Raw genomic sequence first — 20,539 nt, forward strand, 5'->3', positions numbered from 1 at the left:
TCCCCGGCCGTCGGCCGCCTGCCCGGTGGCGTCCGGGCGCCGTGGGTGCTGGGCTGCCGGTGCGCCCGGGGCAGTCTGCCCGATCCACGAGCGGACCAGGTGCGCGCCGAGCAGCGAGGGGGTACCGGGTGACGACGTCCCGGGACGAGGTGGGCGCCGCGGCGAGCGGGCCCGAGGACGACCTGGCAGGGGACGACCGGGCCGGGGACGACCGTGCCGGGGACGACCGGGCCGGGGACGACCGGGCCGGGGACGACCGCCCGGTCCTCGCACGCTCGGTCCACGACGGGCCCGGGCCGGGGGCGCCGGTCGTGGTCCTGCTGCACGCCTTCCCGCTCGACCGATCGATGTGGGACGACGTCGTCCCGCTGCTGACCGGGACCTGCCGGGTGGTCGCCGTCGACCTGCCCGGACTGGGCGGGTCGGCGGTGCCGGACGTCGCACCCGACCTGGACGTGGCCGCCGTGGCCGTCCTGGCGGCGCTCGACGACCTCGGCGCGTCCTCCGCCGTGGTCGCGGGCCTCTCGACGGGGGGCTACGTGGCGGCGCTGCTCGCCGGTCGCGCCCCCGAGCGTCTCCTGGCGCTCGCCCTGCTGGACACGACGACCCGGCTGGGGCCGCCGGACGAGGCCGGCCCGCGCCGGGAGGTCGCCGAGCGGGTCCTCGGGCCCGAGGGGCTGGACGCCGTCATGGGCTCCGTGCAGGAGGGCCTGTCCGAGCGCGCCCGCCGGGAGCGCCCGGAGCTCGCCGAGCGCGTCGCCGCCACGATCCGCGGCCAGCGGCCCGACGGTGTGGCCTGGGTCGCCCGGGCGCTCGCGGACCGCCGTGACACGACCGGGGCGCTCCGCGACTTCCCCGGGCCGGTGCTGCTCCTGTTCGGGGAGGACGACGCGGCGACCCCGCCCCACCGGCGCGCCCGCGAGCTGCACGCGGACCGACCGGACGCCGACCTCGTGGTGGTCCCCGGGTCGGGGCACCTCACGGCGCTCGAGGCGCCCCACGCCGTGGCGGACGCGCTGCTGCGTCTGGTGAGGTCCGCCGGCGCAGGTGGCAGCGGCGCCTGAGCCGACCCGGCGACGACGCACGGCGGGACCGGGCCCGGCGGTGGCCCGGTCGTGACGCGGGACGCACGAGGGCCCGCCCTCCCCGAGCGGGGAGGGCGGGCCCTCGTCGTCGTGGTGCGGCGGCCTCAGGCCGTGGCGCCGACGCGGAAGCGCGCGAAGCCGGTGACCTCGACGCCGGCGTCCCGCACGTAGGCGCCGACCGTCTTCTTGGCCTCCTTGGCGAAGGCCTGCTCGAGCAGCACGTTGTCCTTGAAGTAGCCGTTGACACGACCCTCGATGATCTTGGGCATCGCCTGCTCGGGGCGGCCCTCCTCGCGGGCGGTCTCCTCGGCCAGGCGACGCTCGTTCGCGACGACCTCCTCGGACACCTCCTCGCGGGAGAGGAAGGTCGGGCTCATGGCCGCCGCGTGCATGGCGACGTCGCGACCGACCTCGGCGCCCTGGTCGCCGCGGACGGCGACGATGGCGCCGATCTGCGGCGGCAGGTCGGGGCTCGTGCGGTGCAGGTAGGAGACGACGCGGTCGCCCTCGAGGCGCGCCACGCGACGGACCTCGATCTTCTCGCCCAGCGAGGCGTTGCCCTCGTCGAGCACCTGCTGGACCGACTTCCCGTCCAGGTCGGAGCCGAGCAGCGTCTCGGCGTCGGCGGCGCCGACGGCCACCGCCTGGTCGAGCACACGCTGCGCGAGCCGGCCGAACGGCTCGCTCTTGGCGACGAAGTCCGTCTCGCAGTTCACCTCGACGAGCGTGCCGACGCCGCCGTCGACGTGCGCGGCGACGAGGCCGTTCGAGGCGGTGCGGCCCTCGCGCTTGGTCACGCCCTTGAGGCCCTTGACGCGCAGGAACTCCTGGGCGCCGGCGAGGTCGCCGTCGGACTCCTCCAGGGCCTTCTTGCAGTCGAGCATGCCCGCGCCGGTCGTCTCGCGGAGCGTCCTGATGTCAGCGGCGGTGTACGCCATGTCCGTCTCTCCTCGTGAGGTGGAGGGGCAGCGCCGGGCGCTGCGGGGTCCGACGCGCCGCACCGGGCCCCGCGGCGGCGGGGCCCGGTGCGGGAGCGGCGGTCGTGCGGGGCGCGGGCGGCCTGCGCCCGCGGCGGCTCAGGCCTGCGAGGGCTGGGCGTCCGCGGGCTGGGCGTCCGCGGGCTGGGCGTCCGCGGGCTGGGCGTCCGCGGGCTGGGCGTCCGCGGGCTCGCCGGTCGCGGCCTCGGCCGGGGCCGCGTCCGTGCTCTCGCCGGCGGCCGCCTCGGCGACCTGCTGCGCGTCGGCGTCCGCGACGGAGCCCTCGACGGCCTCCGCCTCGGAGTCGCCACCGCGGGCGGCGTGACCCTGCGACGCGCCGGACTGGTCGGGCCCCTGGCCGAGCAGCTCGCGCTCCCACTCGGCGAGCGGCTCGGACTCCTGGCCGCCGTCCGAGCGCTGGCCGCCACCGGCGCGCTGCACGAGGCCCTCGGCCACGGCGTCGGCCACGACGCGGGTGAGCAGCGTCACCGACCGGATGGCGTCGTCGTTGCCGGGGATCCGGAAGTCGACGACGTCGGGGTCGCAGTTGGTGTCGACGACGGCGACGATCGGGATGCCGAGCTTCTTGGCCTCGTCGACCGCCAGGTGCTCCTTGTTCGTGTCGACGATCCACACGGCGCTGGGGGTGCGCGCCATGTCGCGGATGCCGCCGAGCGTGCGGTCGAGCTTGTCCTTCTCCCGCCGCATCATGAGGAGCTCCTTCTTCGTCCGCCCGCTGGCGGCGACGTCGTCGAAGTCGACGAGGTCGAGCTCCTTCATGCGCGCGAGACGCTTGCTCACCGTCTGGAAGTTCGTCAGCATCCCGCCCAGCCAGCGCTGGTTGACGTAGGGCATGCCCACCCGGGTGGCCTGCTCGGCGAGCGGCTCCTGCGCCTGCTTCTTCGTGCCGACGAACAGGACCGAGCCGCCGTGGGCGACGGTCTCCTTGACGAACTCGTACGCACGGTCGATGTACGTCAGCGACTGCTGGAGGTCGATGATGTAGATGCCGTTGCGCTCGGTGAAGATGAAGCGCTTCATCTTCGGGTTCCAGCGGCGGGTCTGGTGCCCGAAGTGGACACCGCTCTCCAGCAGCTGGCGCATCGTGACGACGGCCATGGGTGGTCCTCTCGCGCCGCCCGCGGGCGGCTCCGGTTGGTCGCCGGGATCCCCTGCGGACCCGGCCCTGGCACCCGCGACGCACCTGCCCCGGACCGCGGTGCGGTCCGGACCGGGAGGCGCGCCACCACCGGGGACGGCGGTGCGCGGGCGCGCGAAGTAGGTCGGCCTGGGCCGACCCCGGGAGAAGAGTACGCCCTGGGAGGCCGCGGACCTCCCGCCGCGCTCCCGCGCCGGCGGGCCCGCCGCCCGGCCGCGCCGTCCGCAGGCCGCGCCGTCCGCAGGCCGCGCCGTCCACAGGCCGCGCCGTCCACAGGCCGCGACGGGCGGCGCGTGTCCACCGTCGGACCCGGCCGGTCCGACGGGGTCGTCGTCACGGCCACGCTCCTGCCGGTGACCAGAGCCCGCACCGCCCCGCGCACCGTCCGGCTCCCCGCGGTCGTCGCGCTGCTGCTGCTCGGCGCGGCCTCGTCCCCCTCGGCGACCGCCGTGCCCGACGCCGGGGGCGGCACCCCCACGACGACGGGCTGGTCCGCCCCCGCCGCCCCGCCGGCGCCAGGCGGGTCGACCCCCCCGGCCCCGCCGGCACCGGCCGCCCCGCCCGCGCCGCAGGACGTGGGGACGGCGGCCCGCTGGTCCTGGCCCCTCGCGGGGCGGCCGGCGGTCGTGCGCCCCTTCACGGCCCCGGCGCAGCGCTGGTCGCCGGGCCACCGCGGCGTCGACCTCGCGTCCGTCCCGGGCGCGCCGGTGCGCTCCCCCGCCGACGGCCGCGTCGTGCTCTCCCGGCGGGTCGTCGACCGGGCGGTCGTCGTCGTCGAGCACGCCGCGGGCCTGCGGACGACCCTCGAGCCGGTCGCGGACGCGCCCGCCGTCGGCACGCCCGTCGCCCGGGGCGCCGTGGTGGGGCGGCTGTCGGCGCAGGGGGCGCACTGCCCGGGGTGCCTGCACTGGGGGGTACGCCGCGGCGAGGGACGCTCGGCGCCCTACCTGGACCCGCTCTCGCTGCTGGCGCCACCCTCCCCGCCGGTGCTGCTCCCCCTGCCGCCGCGGCTGCGGGCCGGGTAGCCGGTCGGCGTCGGCGCTGCGTGGCCCGGCCGCCGCCGCGCGGTCAGCCGGCGTCGGCCAGCTTCGTCCGCAGCTGCAGCACGGCCTTGGAGTGCATCTGGCAGATGCGGGACTCCGTGACGCCGAGGACGCGCCCGATCTCGGCCAGCGTCATGCCCTCGTAGTAGTAGAGCGTGACGACGATCTTCTCCCGCTCCGAGAGCTGGTCGATGGCCCGGGCGAGGAGGAACTTCGTCTCCTCGCCCTCGAAGGCCATGACCGGGTCCTCGGCGCGGGTGTCCTCGAGCGTGTCGCCGAGGGAGAGGCTGTCGCCCTTCTCCCCTCCCGTGAGGAGCTCGTCCAGCGCCACGAGGTTGACGTAGGACACCTGGCTGAAGATGTGGTGCAGCTCCTTGAGCGGCACCCCCAGCCTCGCGGCCACCTCGGGCTCGGTGGGCGTGCGGTGCAGCGTCGCCTCGAGCTCGGCGTAGGTCTTCTCGACCTCGCGCGCCTTGCTGCGCACCGACCGCGGGATCCAGTCGAGGGCGCGCAGCTCGTCGATGATGGCGCCGCGGATCCGCTGGATCGCGTACGTCTCGAACTTGATGGCCCGCTCGAGGTCGTACTTCTCGATCGCGTCGATGAGCCCGAAGACGCCGTAGGAGACCAGGTCCGCCTGCTCCACGTTCGAGGGCAGCCCCACCCCGACCCGACCGGCGACGAACTTCACCAGCGGCGAGTAGTGGAGGATCAGCCGCTCGCGGACCGCGGCGTCCCCGGTCGTCTTGAAGCGCACCCAGAGCTCGCGGACGGCGGCCTCGGCCACCTCGGCCGGCGTGGGCTCCCGCTCCGCGTCCTCGGGGGCGGTCGTCGGCGCGGGGGGAGGACGGCGTCCCGCCGACGGAGTGCGCTGGCTCACGCGGCCTCCTCGGGTCGTCGTGCCCCGGGCCTCACGGGGGCGGTGTCGGGTGGGTCAACGGTCGGGTCGGTCGGACGGCAGGGCGCGCAGCCCACCTTCGGAGCAGCCCCGCGGGCGGACCGGTCCCCGCCCGCCCCGTCCCCCGGCCGGCTCATGCCCGTGGGTGCGCCTGGTGGTAGCCGGCTCGCAACCGGTCCACCGAGACGTGCGTGTAGAGCTGGGTGGTGGCCAGGCTGGCGTGCCCCAGCAGCTCCTGGACGCTCCTCAGATCAGCCCCTCCGTCGAGCAGGTGTGTCGCCGCGCTGTGACGCAGGGTATGCGGAGTTACGGCTCGTGACACAACTTTCCGACCGGTCCGTGCGACGACCTCGCGGGCGGACCGCTGGTCCCACCGCCCGCCGCGCACGCCGAGCAGCAGCGCCGACCCCGTCGTACCGCGCGCGAGCGCCGGTCTGCCGCCCGCGAGCCAGCGGCCGACGGCCGCGTCCGCCGGCGCCCCGAAGGGCACGACCCTCTCCCGCGAGCCCTTGCCCATCACCCGGACGGTCCAGCGGGTGCGGTCGACGTCGCCCACGTCGAGGCCGACGAGCTCGCCGACCCGGACCCCCGTCGCGTAGAGCAGCTCCAGGGCTGCGTGGTCCCGCAGCGCGACCGGGTCGCCGCCCGCGGCCGCCTCCTGCGCCCGGGCGAGCACGGCCGTGACCGTGCTGCCGGTGAGCACCCCGGGGAGGGAGCCGCCGCGCCCGGGTGACCGCAGCCGGGCCCCCACGTCCACGCCCACCCGCCCCGTGCGGGCCAGCCAGGAGGTGAAGGCCCGTGCCGACGCCGCCCGGCGTGCCGTGGTCGCCCGCGCCGACGGCCGCCCGCCGTCGCCGGCGAGCCAGGCGCGCAGGTGCGCCAGGTCGAGGTCGTCCACGTCGCCGCAGCCCCGCCCCGCGGCGTGCACGAGCAGCCGGCGCACGTCGCCGGTGTAGGCCCGCACCGTGTGCGGCGACCGGCCCCGCTCGACCGCCAGGTGCTCGGCGAAGCGGTCGAGCAGCCCCGCCGCCCCGCGCGGCAGGGCGCCGACGTCGCCGACGTCGTCCTCGGCCGTCCCGTCGTCGCTCCCCCGCTGCGTCCCCGCCCCCGTCACGGCACCACGGTGCAGCAGCACCGACCCCGGGGGCAAGGACGGGCGAGCACCGGGCACGGCGGCTGCGCGCCCCGGGGCGGACCGGCGTCAGCGGGACGGGTCACCACGACGCCAGAGGCTCCCGCGCTCGTCGGCGCCGACCTGGTCCGCGTGCCCGGACAGCGAGAGCCGGCCGAGAGCGGCGACGACCTCGCGCTCGGTCAGCCCGGCGGCACGGGCCACCGACGCGGCAGGGGCGCCGCGCCGCACGGGCAGGGCGTCGGCCACGCGGAGGTCGTCGCCCTCGAGCCCCTCGAGCGGGCGGTGGCGGGGCGGGTCGGCGGGGCCGCCGCGCGGCCGGGCCGCCCCGTCGGCGGCGTCCACGAGCTCGACGACGTCGGCCGCCTCCGTGACGCACGTCGCCTGCAGCTCGCGCATGATCCGGTGGCAGCCCGCCGACGTGCTCGAGGTCACCGGTCCCGGGACGGCTCCGAGCGGGCGCAGGAGAGCCGCGGCACGGGTGGCCGTGCTGAGGGCGCCGGAGCGCCACGCCGCCTCCACGACGACCACGGCGCCGGAGCCGGCCGCCACGAGCCGGTTGCGCTCCAGGAACCGCCACCGCGTGGGCGCGGAGCCCGGAGGCTGCTCGCTGACGACGACGTGCTCGGCGGCGATGCGGGCGAGCAGCGGCTCGTGCGCCACCGGGTAGGCGCGGTCCACCCCGCAGGCGAGCACCGCCACCGTCGCCCCGCCGACCGCCAGGGCCGCCCGGTGCGCGGCCGCGTCGATGCCGAAGGCACCGCCGGAGACCACGGTCACGTGCTGCTCGGCGAGGCCCGCCGCGAGCTCGCCGGCGACGTGCTCCCCGTAGGCGGACGCCGCCCGCGACCCCACGAGCGCGGCCGAGCGCTCCACCAGCGGCCCCAGGCGGCCGGCGCCGCGCACCCACAGGCAGGGCGGGCACGCGTCCCCGAGGTCGCCCAGCCGGCGGGGCCACTCGTCGTCGCCGGGGACGACCACGCGCCCCCCGAGGCGCGCCACCACGTCGGCGTCGCGACGGGGGTCGAGACCGGGCAGGCGCGTGCGCCACCGCTCGAGCCCGGTCCGCAGCGCCGCCCGCGCCCGCGGGCTCGCCGTCGCACGCTCGAGGGCGGGGACGGCGTCGTCCGCTCCCCCGGCGAGCACGAGCGCGAGCGCGCCGACGGGGCCGAGGGCCGTCCGCAGCGCGGCGGCGACGGCGTCGCCCGGCTCGGCCAGCCGGCTCCACGCCGCCCGGGCCCAGCGGTCCTCGCCCGCCCACGCGGGCAGGTCCTGACCCCCGGACGGGAGCCCGTCGAGCGGGAGGCCGTCGAGCGGGAGCCCGTCGGGCGGGAGACCGCCCAGCGGGGGCCGGGGGGCGCTCACGCGGCCCGCCCGCGCAGGCGGAGCAGCAGCGCCGCCCCGACGTGGTCGCGGTCCGGCGTGCCGGCGCCGTCGAGGTCGGCGAGCGTCCACGCGGTCCGCAGCACCCGGTCGTAGCCGCGCACGGTGAGCCGGCCGCGGTCCAGCGCCGCGTCGAGGTCCGCCACGACGGGCGGGGGCAGTCGCAGCCGCCCGCGCAGCAGCGACCCGGGCGCCTCGCCGTTGCACCGCGCGCCGGAGCCCTGCAGGCGCTGCGCCTGCGCGGCGCGCGCCGCGCGGACGCGACCCGCGACGGGCGCGGTGGCCTCGCCGGGCTCCGCCGCGGCCAGGGCGGCGCGCGACGGCGCCGTCACCTCGACCTGGAGGTCGACCCGGTCCAGGAGCGGCCCCGACAGCCGCGCGAGGTACCTCCGGCGCTCCACCGGGGCGCAGGAGCAGCCGTCGCCCTTGCCCGTCGCCCGCCCGCACGGGCACGGGTTGGCCGCCATCACGAGCTGGAAGCGGGCGGGGTAGCGCGCCGCCCCGCCCGCACGGGCGATGACGAGGCTCCCCTGCTCGAGCGGCTGCCGCAGCGCCTCCAGCACGTCCTTGCGGAACTCGGGCGCCTCGTCGAGGAAGAGCACGCCGCGGTGCGCGCGGGAGGCGGCCCCGGGGCGGACGACCCCGCTGCCGCCGCCGACGACCGAGGGCGTGGTCGCCGTGTGGTGCGGGTCCTCGAAGGGCGGGCGGCGCAGCAGGCCGCCCGCGGCGTCGAAGGTGCCGGCCACCGAGTGCACCGCCGTGACCTCGACCGCCTCGGCGTCCTCCAGGTCGGGCAGGAGGCCGGGCAGGCGGGCGGCCAGCATCGTCTTGCCGGCGCCCGGCGGCCCCAGCATCAGCAGGTGGTGCCCGCCCGCGGCGGCGACCTCGACGGCCCGCCGCGCCTCGACCTGGCCCACGACGTCCGCGAGGTCGGGCACCGGGCGCGGCTCGACCGCGCGGCGGCGCCCGGGCAGGTCGTCGTCGTCCGGCTCGCACCCGGCGTCGACGTCGCCGCCGTGGCCGCGCACGACCGCGGCGAGGCTGGAGGCCCCCCGCACCTGCGCCCCCGGCACGAGCTCGGCCTCGGCGGCGTTCTCCACCGGCACGACCACGCGCGGCAGGCCGGCGGCCACGGACGCGACGACGGCGGGCAGCACGCCCCGGACGGGACGCAGGCGCCCGTCGAGGCCCAGCTCGCCGAGGTGCGTCCACCCGCGGACGACCTCGCGCGCCAGCACCCCCTCGGCGGCGAGGACGGCGACCGCGACCGCGAGGTCGAAGCCGGCCCCCTGCTTGGGCAGCGACGCGGGCGAGAGGTTGACCGTCACCCGGCGGGACGGCAGGGAGCAGCCGATGCCGGACAGCGCGGCGCGCACCCGGTCCCGCGACTGCCCCAGGGAGGTGTCGGGCAGGCCCGTGACGACGAAGGCCGGCAGCCCGGGGGTGACGAAGGCCTCGACGTCGACGACCGCGCCGGCCAGCCCGACGAGCGCGACGCCGCGCGTGGCGCCCAGCCCCATCACGCCACCCCGCGCAGGTGCTCGACGAGGGCGGGGCCCCGGGTCGGGCGGAGGACCGCGACGGCGTCCACCCGCAGGGAGGGGGCGCGCTCGCCGCTCCGCTCGGCGAACGCGACGAGCAGACGCCGGACCCGTGCCGCCTTGACCGGCGTCACGGCCTCGAAGGGGTGCCCCGCGCCCGGTGCCCCGTCCGGCCCGCACCGTCGGGTCTTGACCTCCACCGCGACGAGGACGTCGCCGTCGCGCGCCACGACGTCGAGCTCGCCCCGCACCGGGTCGACGCACCGCCAGTTGCGGGCCACCACCCGCATCCCCGCCGCCTCCAGGTGCGCCACCGCCACCTGCTCGCCGTACCTGCCCACCGCGTCGCTCGTCCGCACGGCCACCACCTCCTGGCCGCAGAGGCTGGGCGCGCGGGCCCCGCGCGCGCCCGGGCGGGCGCGGACCTGGGGACGGACGACGTCCCGCAGCCCCTGTGGACGCCGGGACCGTGGTCAGCCGGGCAGGTCCGGCCGGACGCGCGGGGCGGGCGTCAGGGCTCGGGGACCTCGAGCTCGGTCTTGGCCAGCTCCTCCACGTTGACGTCCTTGAACGTCACCACGCGGACCTGCTTGACGAAACGCTTGGAGCGGTAGACGTCCCACACCCAGGCGTCCCCGAGCGTGAGCTCGAACCAGATCTCGCCGTCGGTGCTGCGCGGCACGAGGTCGACCGAGTTGGCCAGGTAGAACCGGCGCTCCGTCTCGACGACGTACGAGAAGAGCCCGACGACGTCGCGGTACTCGCGGTACAGCGCGAGCTCCATCTCGGTCTCGTAGTCCTCGAGGTCCTCGGCGCTCACTCGTGACGACCTTCCCACCCGCTCCGCCCCGGCGCGTGCACCGGCTGGTCCGCCACCATCCTGCCTGACAGCGGGGGCACCGTCGGGCGGCGCCCGGGGCCCTCCGCACCGGCCTCCCGAGGCCCCGCGGCGTCCTCGCCGCCGCGTGCGGGCACGTCGGCGGGGGCGGCCTGCAGCGGCAGCCGCCACGAGCGCCGGTGCTGGACGCCGGGGCCGTGCCGGCGCAGCGCCGCCAGGTGGTCGGGCGCCGAGTAGCCCTTGTTCCCGACCCAGCCGTAGCGGGGGTCGGCGCTGCCGAGGTCGCGCATCAGCGCGTCCCGCTCCGTCTTGGCGACGACGCTCGCGGCGGCCACGGCCGCGCACCGCAGGTCGGCCTTGACCTGGGTCCGGACCGCCCAGGCGTCCGCGCGGGCGGCACCGCGCGGGCGGGGGGTGGAGAGCCAGTCGTGGGAGCCGTCGAGGACGACGACGCCGGGCTCGAGGCCGAGCCCGGCCAGCGCGCGCCGCCCCGCGAGGCGCAGCGCCCGCACCACGCCGAGCGCGTCCACCTCACCGGCGCTCGCGTGGCCGACGGCGCAGGCGAGCGCCCAGCGGCGCACGCGCGGCGCCAGCACCTCCCGCGCGTCCGGGGAGAGCAGCTTGGAGTCCCTCAGCCCGACCGGCGCCGTGGGCGTGCCCGCGTCGACGACGGCGACGCCGACGCTCACCGGGCCGGCCAGGGCCCCGCGGCCGACCTCGTCCATGCCGGCGACGAGGACGTGCCCCTCCCGCAGGAGCGCGCGCTCCGCGCGCAGCGTGGGCGTGCGCGAGCGCGGGCCGGTGCTCGCGGCACGGCGCGTCGTGGGGGCGCTCACGACCCCGGGACGGCCGTCGGCGCGGGGGTGGTGGCGCCCTCCCCCGCGACGCCGGACGACGACGGCTCCGGCACCTGCCGGAACGCGTCCTCGCCCTGGCTCAACCAGTCCCAGCGGCTCAGCGGCCAGACGAGCAGGACGGCGCGGCCGACGACGTCCTCCACGGGCACCGTGCCGCCGCCGTCGAGCTGCTGGTGCGCACGGCTGTCGAGGGAGTCGCCGCGGTGGTCCCCCATGACCCACAGCCGGCCCTCGGGCACGACGACGCTGAAGGCCTCGGCGCTGGCGAGGTCGCCCGGGTAGACGTACGGCTCGTCGAGCGGCTCGCCGTTGACGAGCACGGGGCCGGAGCCGTCGGCCGAGACGGTGTCGCCGGGGAGGCCGACGACGCGCTTGATGAGGTGGTCGCCGGAGTCCTCGGGCAGGACGCCGACGAAGGACAGCACGTCGGCGATGCCCTGCCCCACCGCCGAGCGCTGCGGCTGCGGCGCCTGCTCGAGCCAGCCCCCCGGGTCGGTGAAGACGACGACGTCCCCGCGGTCGAGGTCGAACGGCCCGGGCGTGAGCCGGCTGACGAGGACCCTGTCGCCCACCTCGAGCGTCGGCTGCATCGACTCCGACGGGATGTAGAAGGCCTGCACCAGGAAGGTCTTGATGAGCAGCGAGAGCACCAGGGCGGTCACGACCACGACGACGACCTCGCGGAGGGCGGCCAGCGGGCCGCTGCGGCGTCGCGGCGGCGGGTCGAGGTCCCCCTCGTCCGCGTCCACCGGCTCCTCGCCCGTCCTGCTGCTCACCCGTGCCTCCACCCTCCGTGGCCGGCGGCGCCGTCGCCGACCGTGCCGCACCGCCCGTCCGCTCGCCCCGCGTGGGAGCACCACCCTCGCACCATCGGGCCGGTGCCGCGGGCACCGGCCCGGTGCGGGCCGTCCGCCGTGCGGCACGGGCGCGGGCACGACGACGCCCCCGCACCGTCGGGGCGGGGGCGTCGTGGTGCGTCAGCGCGAGACGGGCTCGCGCTTCTCCTTGATCTTGGCGGCCTTGCCGCGGAGCTCGCGCAGGTAGTACAGCTTCGCGCGGCGGACGTCGCCGCGGCTCGCGACCTCGACGCGGTCGATGGCCGGCGTGTGGACCGGGAAGGTGCGCTCCACGCCGACGCCGAAGCTGACCTTGCGGACCGTGAAGGTCTCGCGCACGCCGTCGCCCTGACGGCGGATCACGACGCCCTGGAAGAGCTGGACGCGCGAGCGCGTGCCCTCGACGACCTTCACGTGCACCTTGACGGTGTCGCCGGGGCGGAAGTCGGGGACGTCGTCCCGCAGCGAGGAGGAGTCGAGCCCGTCGAGGATCTGCATGGTGTCTCCCACGCGCCGCCGCAGGCCGGTCGCGCACTCGTGGTGGGGCACCGGGCCCCACGCGTCGTGTCGTCGTCGCGAGCCGCCGTGCGGATCGCCGCCGGTCTCCTCCGGGCTCCGCGCGCCCCCTGCGGCAGGGGCGGGCCCGTCGTCCGGCTCGGCGCGCCAGTCTGCCACAGCACGGCCGTCCCCCCCGACCGCGCACGGCTCCCCCGGCCCCGACGCCCTGCTCAGGTCGGCGCCTCCCAGCCCTCCTCGGCGAGGACGGCGACGTCGTCCGCGGAGAGCGCCGTCGGGTCGGCGTCGAGCAGCGCGCGGAGCAGGTCCGGACGCCGGCGGGCCGTGCGGCGCAGCCCCTGCTCCCGGCGCCAGCGCGCCACCTCGGCGTGGTGGCCCGAGGAGAGCACCGCCGGCACGTCGAGGCCCCGCCACCGGGCGGGACGTGTGTAGACGGGGTGCTCGAGCAGGCCCTGCTCGTGCGACTCCTCCTCCAGCGAGGCGGGGTTGCCGACAACGCCGGGCAGCAGCCGGCCGACGGCCTCGACGAGCGCCAGGGCCGCGACCTCGCCCCCGTTGAGGACGTAGTCGCCGAGGCTGAAGGGCTCCACGCGGTAGCGCGAGGCCGCGTCGTCGAGGACGCGCTCGTCGATGCCCTCGTAGCGCCCGCAGGCGAGGACGAGCCTCGGCTCGGCGGCCAGCTCGTGCGCCCACGCCTGGGTCAGGGGAGTGCCCGACGGGCTGGGCACCAGCAGCAGCGGCGCCGTCGGACCGGCGGCCGGCGGCCGCTCGCCCACCGCGCCGTCGGGGCCCTCCCCGACGAGGACGGCGTCGAGCGCCCGGCCCCAGGGCTCCGGCAGCATCACCATCCCGGCACCGCCGCCCGCGGGCGTGTCGTCGACCGTGCGGTGACGGTCGGGCGCCCAGCCCCGCAGGTCGTGGACGTGGACGGCCAGCAGGCCGAGCCGCTGCGCCCGCCCGAGCAGCGACAGGCCCAGCGGGGCGAGGTACTCGGGGAAGACCGTGACGACGTCGACGCGCACGCTCAGCCCCGGCCGCCGTCGTCCGCCCCGCCGCCGTCGTCCGCCCCGCCGCCGTCGTCCGCCCGGTCGTCGTCGCCGCCGTCCGGTGCCGGCACCACCTCGAGCAGCCCCCCGGGCGGGTCGAGGACGACGCGGCCGCCCGCGACGTCGACCTCGGGCACGACCGCGCGGACGAAGGGCACCAGGGCGGTCGCCCCGGAGGCCTGCCGCACGACGAGGGCGTCCTGCGCGGGCAGGTGCTCGAGGCCGACCACCTCGCCGACGTCCCGCCCGTCCGCCAGCACGGCGCGCAGGCCGACGAGCTGGTCGCGGTGCCAGGCGTCGTCCTCGACCTCGTCCGGGTCCTGCGGGTCGACGTCGACGAGCAGGAGCACCCCGCGCAGGTCTTCCGCCGCGGAGCGGTCGGGGACCTCGGCGAAGGTGACGAGCGGTCGGCCCTGGTGCTGGCGCGACGAGGCGACGGTCAGGACGCCGACGTCCGGGTCCGTGCGCAGGACCGCCCCCACCGCGAGACGGCGCTCGGGCGCGTCGGTGCGCACCTCCAGGGCGACCTCCCCGCGCAGCCCGTGGGCACGGCCGGCACGGGCGACGACGAGCTCCACGGGTCCTCCTCGGGAGGTGCGGCGCCGGACCGGTTCCGGCGGACGGTCGGGCGGGGTCAGGCGCGGTCGGGGTCGGGCGCGGTCGGCCCCGGTCGTGGCCGGAGACGTCGCAGCCCCGCCCGCACGGGGCGGGCGGGGCTGACGGACGGGCCGGCGGACGCGGCGGGCCGCGCCGGTGCGGGGGTCGTGCGGCGGCTCAGCGCGCGCGGTCGACGTCCACGACGTCGACGCGCACCGGGCCGTCGCCCCGCGAGAGCGCGGACAGGACGGTGCGCAGCGACCGCGCCGTGCGACCGGCGCGGCCGATCACCCGTCCCAGGTCGTCCGGGTTGACCCGGACCTCGAGCACCGTCCCCCGCCGCATCGACCGGCTGGCGACGCGGACGTCGTCGGGGTTGTCCACGATGCCGCGGACGAGGTGCTCGAGCGCGTCGGCCAGCACGTCAGGCCTTCGCGGCCGGGGCGTCCTCGGACGGCGCGGACTCCGACGCCTTCGGCGCGGACGCCTTCGCGGTCACGTCCTGCTTGGGGGCCAGCTCCGCCGGGCCGCTCTCGCGAGCCGCGGCCTCGAAGGCCGCGCGACGGTCCGGCGCGGGCTCGGCCCGGCGCAGCGTGCCCTCGGCCCCGGGGAGACCCTTGAACTTCTGCCAGTCCCCGGTGATCTTCAGCAGCACGGCCACCTGCTCGGTCGGCTGCGCGCCGACTCCGAGCCAGTGCTGGGCGCGCTCGGAGTCGATCTCGATGAGCGAGGGCTCCTCGGTGGGGTGGTACTTCCCGATCTCCTCGATCGCCCGGCCGTCGCGCTTGGTGCGCGAGTCGGCCACGACGACGCGGTAGTACGGGGCCCGGATCTTGCCCAGGCGCTTGAGACGGATCTTCACTGCCACGGTGGAGGGGTTCTCCCTGTTCGTCTGGGGTGAGCCCGCCTCGCGGCCGGGTGGGGGTCCGGCCGTCGGCGGTGCTGCAGGACTCGCGCCCGACCGGGGAGAGAGGGCCCCGGACGGTCGCGGTACAGCGGGTCAGTGTGCCAGACGGCGCCCGCCCCGGGCGACCTGCCGCCCCCGCAGCACGACGGCCGAGGGGGCCGCCAGGACGGCGACGTCCTCGCGCGGGTCGGCGGGCAGCACCAGGAGGTCGGCGCTCGCCCCCTCCTCCAGCGCGGGGAACCCCAGCCACCGGCGCGCGGACCAGCACGCCGCGTCGAGCGCGGCGGCGGGACCGAGGCCCGCGCGCGCCAGCTCGGCCACCTCGTCGGCGAGGATGCCGTGCGGCAGCGTCCCGCCCGCGTCGGTGCCCGCGAAGAGCGCGACGCCCGCCTCGTGGGCGAGCGCCACCGCCTCCCGGCGCCGGGCGTGGAGCCGCCGCATGTGCGCGGCGTAGCGCGGGAACTTGCCCTCGCCCCGCGCCGCGATGTCGGGGAACGTCCCGATGTTGACGAGGGTCGGGACGACGGCGGTGCCCGCCGCGGCCATCACGGCCACCTCGTCGGGCCCCATCGCCGTGGCGTGCTCGACGCCGTCGAACCCGGCGGCCAGGACGTCCGCGAGCGCGGCCGCGCCGAAGACGTGCGCGGTGATCCGCGCCCCCTCCTCGTGGGCCGCGGCGGCGGCGGCGACGAGGTCGGCGCGCGACCAGCAGGGGGCGAGGTCGCCGGCCTCGCGGTCGACCCAGTCGCCGACGACCTTGACCCACCCGTCGCCGCGGCGGGCCTGGCGGCGCACCTCGTCCACGAGCTGGGGCGGCTCGACCTCCTCGGCGAAGCCGCGCAGGTACCGGCGCGTCCGGGCGACGTGCCGGCCGGCGCGCACGAGCCGGGGGAGGTCGTCCCGGGCCTGCACCCAGCGCGTGTCCGCGGGCGAGCCGGCGTCCCGCACGAGGAGGGTCCCGGCGTCCCGGTCGGTGCGCGCCTGCTCCTGCGCGGTCCCGGGGTCGACCTCCCCGGTGGCGCCGAGGCCGATGTGGCAGTGCGCGTCGACGAGGCCGGGCACCACCCAGCCGTCCAGCGCGGTGACGTCGTGGTCCCCCGTCGGCCGGGTCGTGGTGACCCGCCCGTCGAGGACCCACAGGCCCTGCGTGACGTGCTCGTCCGCCCCGGAGCCGGGCCCGTGCAGGACCCGCCCGGTCAGGTGCAGCACCTGCGCCACGCCGGACCTACCGGCCGAGGAACTTCTCGAAGCCCGGGGGCAGCTCGAGGTCCTCCGTCACCTGCTGGCCCTGCTGCCCCTGACCTGCGCCGAGGCCGAAGGCCGAGCCCGCCGCGGGAGCGCTGCGGGCGGCGGCGCCCTGCTGCTGCTGCTGGGCCCGCTTGGCGGGGTTGCCGGACTTCGCCTTGCCCTTCTTCGGCGGCGGCGCCGTCCTGCCCCGCGACTTCTTGCCGCCGCCGGGCAACCCGGGCATGCCGCCGCCGGGCCCACGGGCGCCGGCCGCACCGCCGCCCATCCCGGGCAGACCCCCCATGCCGGGCATGCCGCCGCCCTTGCGCATCGACCGCATCATCGTCTGGGCGTCGGCGAAGCGGTCGAGGAGCTGGTTGACGTCGGTGACGGTGCGTCCCGACCCCCGGGCGATGCGCGCCCGGCGCGAGCCGTTGAGGATCTTCGGCGCGCGGCGCTCGGCCGGCGTCATGGACCGCACGATCGCTTCGATGCGGTCGATCTCGCGCTCGTCGAAGCTCTCCAGCTGCTCGCGCAGCTCCCCCATGCCCGGCAGCATCCCGAGCATCTTCTTGATCGAGCCCATGTTGCGCAGGCCCTGCATCTGCACGAGGAAGTCGTCGAGCGTGAAGTCCTCGCCGCTGGCGAACCGCTGGGCGAGGTCCTGGCTGGTCTCGGCGTCGAACGCCTTCTCGGCCTGCTCGATGAGGGTGAGCACGTCGCCCATGTCGAGGATGCGCGAGGCCATGCGGTCGGGGTGGAAGACCTCGAAGTCCGCGAGCCCCTCGCCGGTGGAGGCGAACATCACGGGCCGGCCGGTGACCGACGCGACCGACAGCGCCGCGCCGCCGCGGGCGTCGCCGTCGAGCTTGGACAGCACGACGCCGGTGAGCTCGACGCCCTCGAGGAAGGCCTGCGCCGTCGTCACGGCGTCCTGGCCGATCATCGCGTCGACGACGAAGAGCACCTCGTCGGGCGAGGTGGCGGAGCGGATGTCGGCGGCCTGCTGCATCATCTCGGCGTCGACGCCGAGGCGACCGGCCGTGTCGACGACGACGACGTCGTGGTGCCGCTCCCGCGCGGACGCGACGCCGCGGCGGGCGACGTCCACCGGGTCCCCCACGCCGTTGCCCGGCTCGGGGGCGAAGACGGCGACGCCGGCCCGCTCGCCGACGACCTGCAGCTGCGTGACGGCGTTCGGGCGCTGGAGGTCGGCGGCGACGAGCAGGGGCGTGTGCCCCTGGTCCCGCAGCCAGCGGCCGAGCTTGCCGGCGAGCGTCGTCTTCCCGGCGCCCTGGAGGCCCGCCAGCATGATCACCGTGGGCGGGGTCTTCGCGAACCGCAGCCGGCGGGTCTCGCCGCCGAGGACGCCGACGAGCTCCTCGTGGACGATCTTGACGACCTGCTGCGCCGGGTTCAGCGCCCCGGAGACCTCCGAGGACAGCGCGCGCTCGCGCACGACGGCGGCGAACTGCCGGACGACGGGCAGGGCGACGTCGGCGTCGAGCAGGGCGCGGCGGATCTCGCGGACGGTCGCGTCGACGTCCGCCTCGGACAGGCGCCCCTTGCCGCGCAGGCCCTTGAAGGTGGCCGACAGGCGGTCGGAGAGGGAGGAGAACACCCGGCGAGGCTACCCGTCGGGCCGCGGCACCCCGGTGGGTCGCCCACCGCCCGCGCCCGGTCGAGGACGGCGAGGAGGCCGGTCGGGCAGGCGGCAGGTCGGGCAGGCGGCAGGTCGGGCAGGCGGCAGGTCGGCGGGTCGAGGCCATGGGCCACCCCTCACCCGGCGCCCGGTCCCCGACGGCCCGTGGCCGCCGCCCGCGTCGCCTCCGCGGGGAAGGCGTCCGGCTCGCCCGAGGCCGCGTCGGTCAGCACCCCGACGACGCGGGCGGTGCGGGCCGGGCTGAGGGCGCCTCCCCCGGGCTCGCAGAGGTAGAGCACGTCGACGGCGCGCGCCGAGTGCGTGGCCACGTGGGCGCTGCGGACGTCGACGTGCTCGTCGCGCAGGGCGCTGCCGAGGCGGTGGAGCAGGCGCGGGCGGTCGGCCGCGCGGACCTCGACCACCGTCGCCTCGGAGGAGGCGCCGGGGACGACGAGGACCCGGGGCCCCGCGTCGGCGGCCAGGCGCGGGGGGCGCCAGCCGGCGTCCCGCCGGGCGAGCCGGTCGAGCACGGCGACGTCCCCGCCGGCCAGGCGCAGCAGCTCCGTGCGCAGCACGGCCGGGTCCGGCACGCCGCGGCTGCCGTGCACCCACCACGTGTCGACCGCGACGTCGTCGACGGTGCGCACGAGCGCCGAGCGCACCGCCAGGCCGTGCGCGGCCAGCAGGCCCGCGACGTCGCCGAACAGCCCCGGGCGGTCCGGGGCGACGACGGTCACGCCGTGCAGCCCCAGCAGGGGGCTCGTCTCGACGCGCGGGCTCCCGTCGGCCACGACGGCGGCCACGAGGCCCCGCTCGGCCGGGGTGAGCGGGGCGGGCCCGGGCGGCTCGCGCCCCTGCAGCGCCGAGCGGGCGCGCACGACGAGGTCGTCGACGAGGCGCCGGCGCCACGCCGTCCAGGCCGCGGGACCGGCGGCGCGGGCGTCCGCCTCGGTGAGCGCCCGCAGGAGGTCGAGGAGGTCCTCGCGCCCGTCGACGACGTCGACGAGCTCCGCGACGGTCCGCGGGTCGTCGGGGTCGCGCCGGGTGGCCAGGTCGACGAGGGCCAGGTGGTGGCGCACGAGCCGCCGCACGTCCGCGACGTCGGCCTCGGGCAGGCCCGTGCGGCGCGCCACCGCCTCGGCCAGGGGGGCCCCGACCTCGCTGTGGCTCCGGCGGTCATCGGGGGCGCCGGCCACCTTGCCGAGGTCGTGCAGCAGGCACGTGAGCAGCAGCAGGTCGGGGCGGGCCACGTCGGCGAGCAGGTCGGCGGCCTGCACGCACGTCTCGACGAGGTGACGGTCGACGGTGTGCCGGTGGACGACCGTGCGCTGCGGGCGGTTGCGGACGGCGACCCACTCGGGCAGCCAGGCGGTCACCAGCCCCACCTGGTCCAGCGTCTCCCAGACGGGGACCTGCGCCGCGCCGGTGCCCAGCACCTCCAGCAGCGCGGCCCGTGCCGGGGCCGGCCAGGGCTCCGGCAGCGGGGCCGCGCCCGTGGCGAGGTGCCCGGCGGTGACCGGGGACAGGGGCAGCCCCTCCCGGGCCGCGGCGGCGGCGGCCCGCAGGGCGAGGGTCGGGTCCGCGGACGGCCGGGCGCCGGCGCCGAGGCAGAGCTCGCCGCCGTGCTCGACGAGGTCGGCCTCGACCTGGCGGTGGACCGGCCGCCGGCGGCGCCAGGACCGCCGCGTCGTCGCCGCCCCGCCGGCGCTGCGCGCCGTGATGTCCAGGGCCCAGGCGAGGGCCCGCGCGGCGAGCGCGACCTCGGCCAGCAGGGCGTCGGCGTCCTCGAGCCCCATGGCGACCGCCACGGCGTCCTGCTCGTGCAGGACCAGCCGCTCCCCCGGGCGGCCGGTCACCGCGTGCAGCGCGTCCCGGACGTCGAGCAGCCGCAGGCGGGCAGCCGTCGCGGAGCCGTGCGGCGCGTCCGCGAGCCAGCTCGCGACGATCGACTGCAGCACGACCGCGTCGCGGAGCCCGCCGCGGGCTTCCTTGAGGTCGCCCTCCAGGAGGTAGGCGAGCTCGCCCTGCGCCGCCGCGCGCTCGGCCGCGGACGCCAGCAGCTCCGGCAGGCGCCGGCGGGCCGTGCGGCGCCAGTCCTCGCGCAGGGCCTCGCGCGCGTGCAGGGCCATCCCCGCGTCCCCCGCGAGGGGCCGCAGGTCGAGCAGGCCCGTCGCGGCCGAGAGGTCCTCGCCCGCGACCTGGCGGCAGTCGCCGACCGAGCGCACGGAGTGGTCCAGGCGCAGGCCGGAGTCCCACACGGGGTACCAGATCCGCTCCGCGAGCGCGGAGAGCTCCTCGTCGCCGCGCGCGCGGCCGTCGTGCAGGAGGACGAGGTCGAGGTCGCTGGCCGGCCCGGCCTCCCGGCGCGCGTGGCTGCCCACGGCGACGAGCGCGACGCCGGTGGCGTCCCCCCCGGCCCCCCGGGGCGCGCCTGCCTGCGGCCCGGCTCCCTCCTGCGCGGCCCCCTGCTGCGTGGCCCCCTCGTGGGCGTCCGCCCAGACGTGGGCGAGCCAGCCGTCCACGAGCCCGGCCAGCCGCTCCCGCCGGCCCGGCCCGGCCGCGCGGTCGTCGAGGCCCGCCCGCACCGCGAGGGCGAGCCGCTCGGTGCGCAGGTCCCGGCGGCGCCGGCCCGCCCCCTCGTGCTCGCCGTCCGTCCTCGCAGCCCCCACGGGACCCCTTCCTCGTCCGCTCGACCGTCCTGGGGCGATCCCTGCTCGCCGCCCACCACGCGCTGTCGTCGTCGTCACCACCCGTGCACGGGGCGGGACGCGCCGGGGGGGGGGGGGGGGGGGGGGGGGGGGGGGGGGGGGGGGGGGGGGGGGGGGGGGGGGGGGGGGGGGGGGGGGGGGGGGGGG

20 protein-coding genes are annotated in these 20,539 nt (G+C 78.2%); 2 read left to right on the forward strand and 18 right to left on the reverse strand.

Annotated features, from left to right (window positions below; all coding sequences use genetic code 11):
- Nucleotides 1–128 precede the first annotated feature (128 nt).
- Nucleotides 129–1,064 (forward strand): alpha/beta fold hydrolase, encoded by a 936-nt coding sequence (locus tag WDZ17_RS08555; RefSeq protein ID WP_339574727.1) that lies wholly within the window; start codon nucleotides 129–131, stop codon nucleotides 1,062–1,064.
- Between the two features lie 125 nt (nucleotides 1,065–1,189).
- Here WDZ17_RS08555 and tsf read toward each other — a convergent pair whose 3' ends face one another.
- Together tsf and rpsB are read right to left on the reverse strand one after the other, a co-directional pair.
- Nucleotides 1,190–2,023 (reverse strand): translation elongation factor Ts, encoded by an 834-nt coding sequence (tsf, locus tag WDZ17_RS08560; RefSeq protein ID WP_339574728.1) that lies wholly within the window; start codon nucleotides 2,021–2,023, stop codon nucleotides 1,190–1,192.
- 138 nt (nucleotides 2,024–2,161) lie between these two features.
- Nucleotides 2,162–3,181, reverse strand: coding sequence for a 30S ribosomal protein S2 (gene rpsB, locus WDZ17_RS08565; protein WP_339574729.1), 1,020 nt, complete (start codon nucleotides 3,179–3,181; stop codon nucleotides 2,162–2,164).
- Between the two features lie 393 nt (nucleotides 3,182–3,574).
- Between rpsB and WDZ17_RS08570 the strand changes: the two genes are divergently transcribed.
- Entirely contained in the window at nucleotides 3,575–4,246 is a 672-nt protein-coding gene (locus WDZ17_RS08570) for a peptidoglycan DD-metalloendopeptidase family protein (RefSeq protein ID WP_339574730.1), read from the forward strand.
- 43 nt (nucleotides 4,247–4,289) lie between these two features.
- On the opposite strand, the gene whiG is transcribed toward WDZ17_RS08570, so the two are convergent.
- The 16 genes from whiG to WDZ17_RS08650 all read right to left on the reverse strand — a co-directional run bounded on the left by whiG (nucleotide 4,290) and on the right by WDZ17_RS08650 (nucleotide 20,353).
- Nucleotides 4,290–5,144, reverse strand: coding sequence for an RNA polymerase sigma factor WhiG (gene whiG, locus WDZ17_RS08575; protein ID WP_339574731.1), 855 nt, complete (start codon nucleotides 5,142–5,144; stop codon nucleotides 4,290–4,292).
- Nucleotides 5,145–5,295: 151 nt separating this feature from the next.
- Nucleotides 5,296–6,276 carry a tyrosine recombinase XerC gene (locus tag WDZ17_RS08580; RefSeq protein ID WP_339574732.1) on the reverse strand — a complete coding sequence of 327 codons (981 nt, stop codon included), beginning with the start codon at nucleotides 6,274–6,276 and terminating at the stop codon, nucleotides 5,296–5,298.
- 87 nt (nucleotides 6,277–6,363) lie between these two features.
- Entirely contained in the window at nucleotides 6,364–7,659 is a 1,296-nt protein-coding gene (gene dprA, locus WDZ17_RS08585) for a DNA-processing protein DprA (protein WP_339574733.1), read from the reverse strand.
- On the reverse strand, nucleotides 7,656–9,197 hold the full coding sequence (locus WDZ17_RS08590; protein WP_339574734.1) for a YifB family Mg chelatase-like AAA ATPase: 1,542 nt from the start codon (nucleotides 9,195–9,197) through the stop codon (nucleotides 7,656–7,658). Before WDZ17_RS08590 ends, dprA begins: the two co-directional genes overlap by 4 nt.
- Nucleotides 9,197–9,577 (reverse strand): YraN family protein, encoded by a 381-nt coding sequence (locus WDZ17_RS08595; RefSeq protein WP_339574735.1) that lies wholly within the window; start codon nucleotides 9,575–9,577, stop codon nucleotides 9,197–9,199. Before WDZ17_RS08595 ends, WDZ17_RS08590 begins: the two co-directional genes overlap by 1 nt.
- 152 nt (nucleotides 9,578–9,729) lie before the next feature.
- On the reverse strand, nucleotides 9,730–10,038 hold the full coding sequence (locus WDZ17_RS08600; protein WP_339574736.1) for a DUF2469 domain-containing protein: 309 nt from the start codon (nucleotides 10,036–10,038) through the stop codon (nucleotides 9,730–9,732).
- Complete coding sequence (gene rnhB, locus WDZ17_RS08605; protein ID WP_339574737.1) at nucleotides 10,035–10,892, reverse strand: ribonuclease HII; 858 nt, start codon at nucleotides 10,890–10,892, stop codon at nucleotides 10,035–10,037. Before rnhB ends, WDZ17_RS08600 begins: the two co-directional genes overlap by 4 nt.
- Complete coding sequence (lepB, locus tag WDZ17_RS08610) at nucleotides 10,889–11,689, reverse strand: signal peptidase I (protein WP_339574738.1); 801 nt, start codon at nucleotides 11,687–11,689, stop codon at nucleotides 10,889–10,891. Before lepB ends, rnhB begins: the two co-directional genes overlap by 4 nt.
- Nucleotides 11,690–11,890: 201 nt before the next feature.
- Nucleotides 11,891–12,247 (reverse strand): 50S ribosomal protein L19, encoded by a 357-nt coding sequence (gene rplS, locus WDZ17_RS08615; protein ID WP_339574739.1) that lies wholly within the window; start codon nucleotides 12,245–12,247, stop codon nucleotides 11,891–11,893.
- Between the two features lie 230 nt (nucleotides 12,248–12,477).
- The gene (trmD, locus tag WDZ17_RS08620; RefSeq protein WP_339574740.1) at nucleotides 12,478–13,287 is read right to left on the reverse strand and encodes a tRNA (guanosine(37)-N1)-methyltransferase TrmD; all 810 of its coding nucleotides are present in this window, start codon (nucleotides 13,285–13,287) and stop codon (nucleotides 12,478–12,480) included.
- A gap of 2 nt (nucleotides 13,288–13,289) precedes the next feature.
- Nucleotides 13,290–13,889, reverse strand: a complete 600-nt coding sequence (gene rimM, locus WDZ17_RS08625; protein WP_339574741.1) for a ribosome maturation factor RimM — start codon at nucleotides 13,887–13,889, stop codon at nucleotides 13,290–13,292.
- Nucleotides 13,890–14,085: 196 nt separating this feature from the next.
- Complete coding sequence (locus WDZ17_RS08630) at nucleotides 14,086–14,331, reverse strand: RNA-binding protein (RefSeq protein WP_339574742.1); 246 nt, start codon at nucleotides 14,329–14,331, stop codon at nucleotides 14,086–14,088.
- 1 nt (nucleotide 14,332) lies between these two features.
- Nucleotides 14,333–14,776 (reverse strand): 30S ribosomal protein S16, encoded by a 444-nt coding sequence (rpsP, locus tag WDZ17_RS08635; RefSeq protein ID WP_339574743.1) that lies wholly within the window; start codon nucleotides 14,774–14,776, stop codon nucleotides 14,333–14,335.
- A 132-nt stretch (nucleotides 14,777–14,908) separates the two neighbouring features.
- Nucleotides 14,909–16,024 carry an amidohydrolase family protein gene (locus WDZ17_RS08640; protein WP_422631908.1) on the reverse strand — a complete coding sequence of 372 codons (1,116 nt, stop codon included), beginning with the start codon at nucleotides 16,022–16,024 and terminating at the stop codon, nucleotides 14,909–14,911.
- 16 nt (nucleotides 16,025–16,040) lie between these two features.
- A complete protein-coding gene (gene ffh, locus WDZ17_RS08645; RefSeq protein WP_339574745.1) occupies nucleotides 16,041–17,663 on the reverse strand; it encodes a signal recognition particle protein in 1,623 nt (540 codons plus the stop codon).
- A 158-nt stretch (nucleotides 17,664–17,821) separates the two neighbouring features.
- Nucleotides 17,822–20,353, reverse strand: a complete 2,532-nt coding sequence (locus WDZ17_RS08650; protein ID WP_339574746.1) for a [protein-PII] uridylyltransferase — start codon at nucleotides 20,351–20,353, stop codon at nucleotides 17,822–17,824.
- Between the last annotated feature and the right edge of the window lie 186 nt (nucleotides 20,354–20,539).

The sequence above is a fragment of the Pseudokineococcus basanitobsidens genome (assembly GCF_037482545.1).
In the GTDB taxonomy this organism is placed as follows: domain Bacteria; phylum Actinomycetota; class Actinomycetes; order Actinomycetales; family Quadrisphaeraceae; genus Pseudokineococcus; species Pseudokineococcus basanitobsidens.

Excerpts from the sequence above, each read along its gene's own strand:
- rpsB (WP_339574729.1), bottom strand. The coding sequence starts at position 3,181 with ATGGCCGTCGTCACGATGCGCCAGCTGCTGGAGAGCGGTGTCCACTTC.
- tsf (WP_339574728.1), bottom strand. The coding sequence starts at position 2,023 with ATGGCGTACACCGCCGCTGACATCAGGACGCTCCGCGAGACGACCGGC.
- rplS (WP_339574739.1), bottom strand. The coding sequence starts at position 12,247 with ATGCAGATCCTCGACGGGCTCGACTCCTCCTCGCTGCGGGACGACGTC.
- WDZ17_RS08590 (WP_339574734.1), bottom strand. The coding sequence starts at position 9,197 with ATGGGGCTGGGCGCCACGCGCGGCGTCGCGCTCGTCGGGCTGGCCGGC.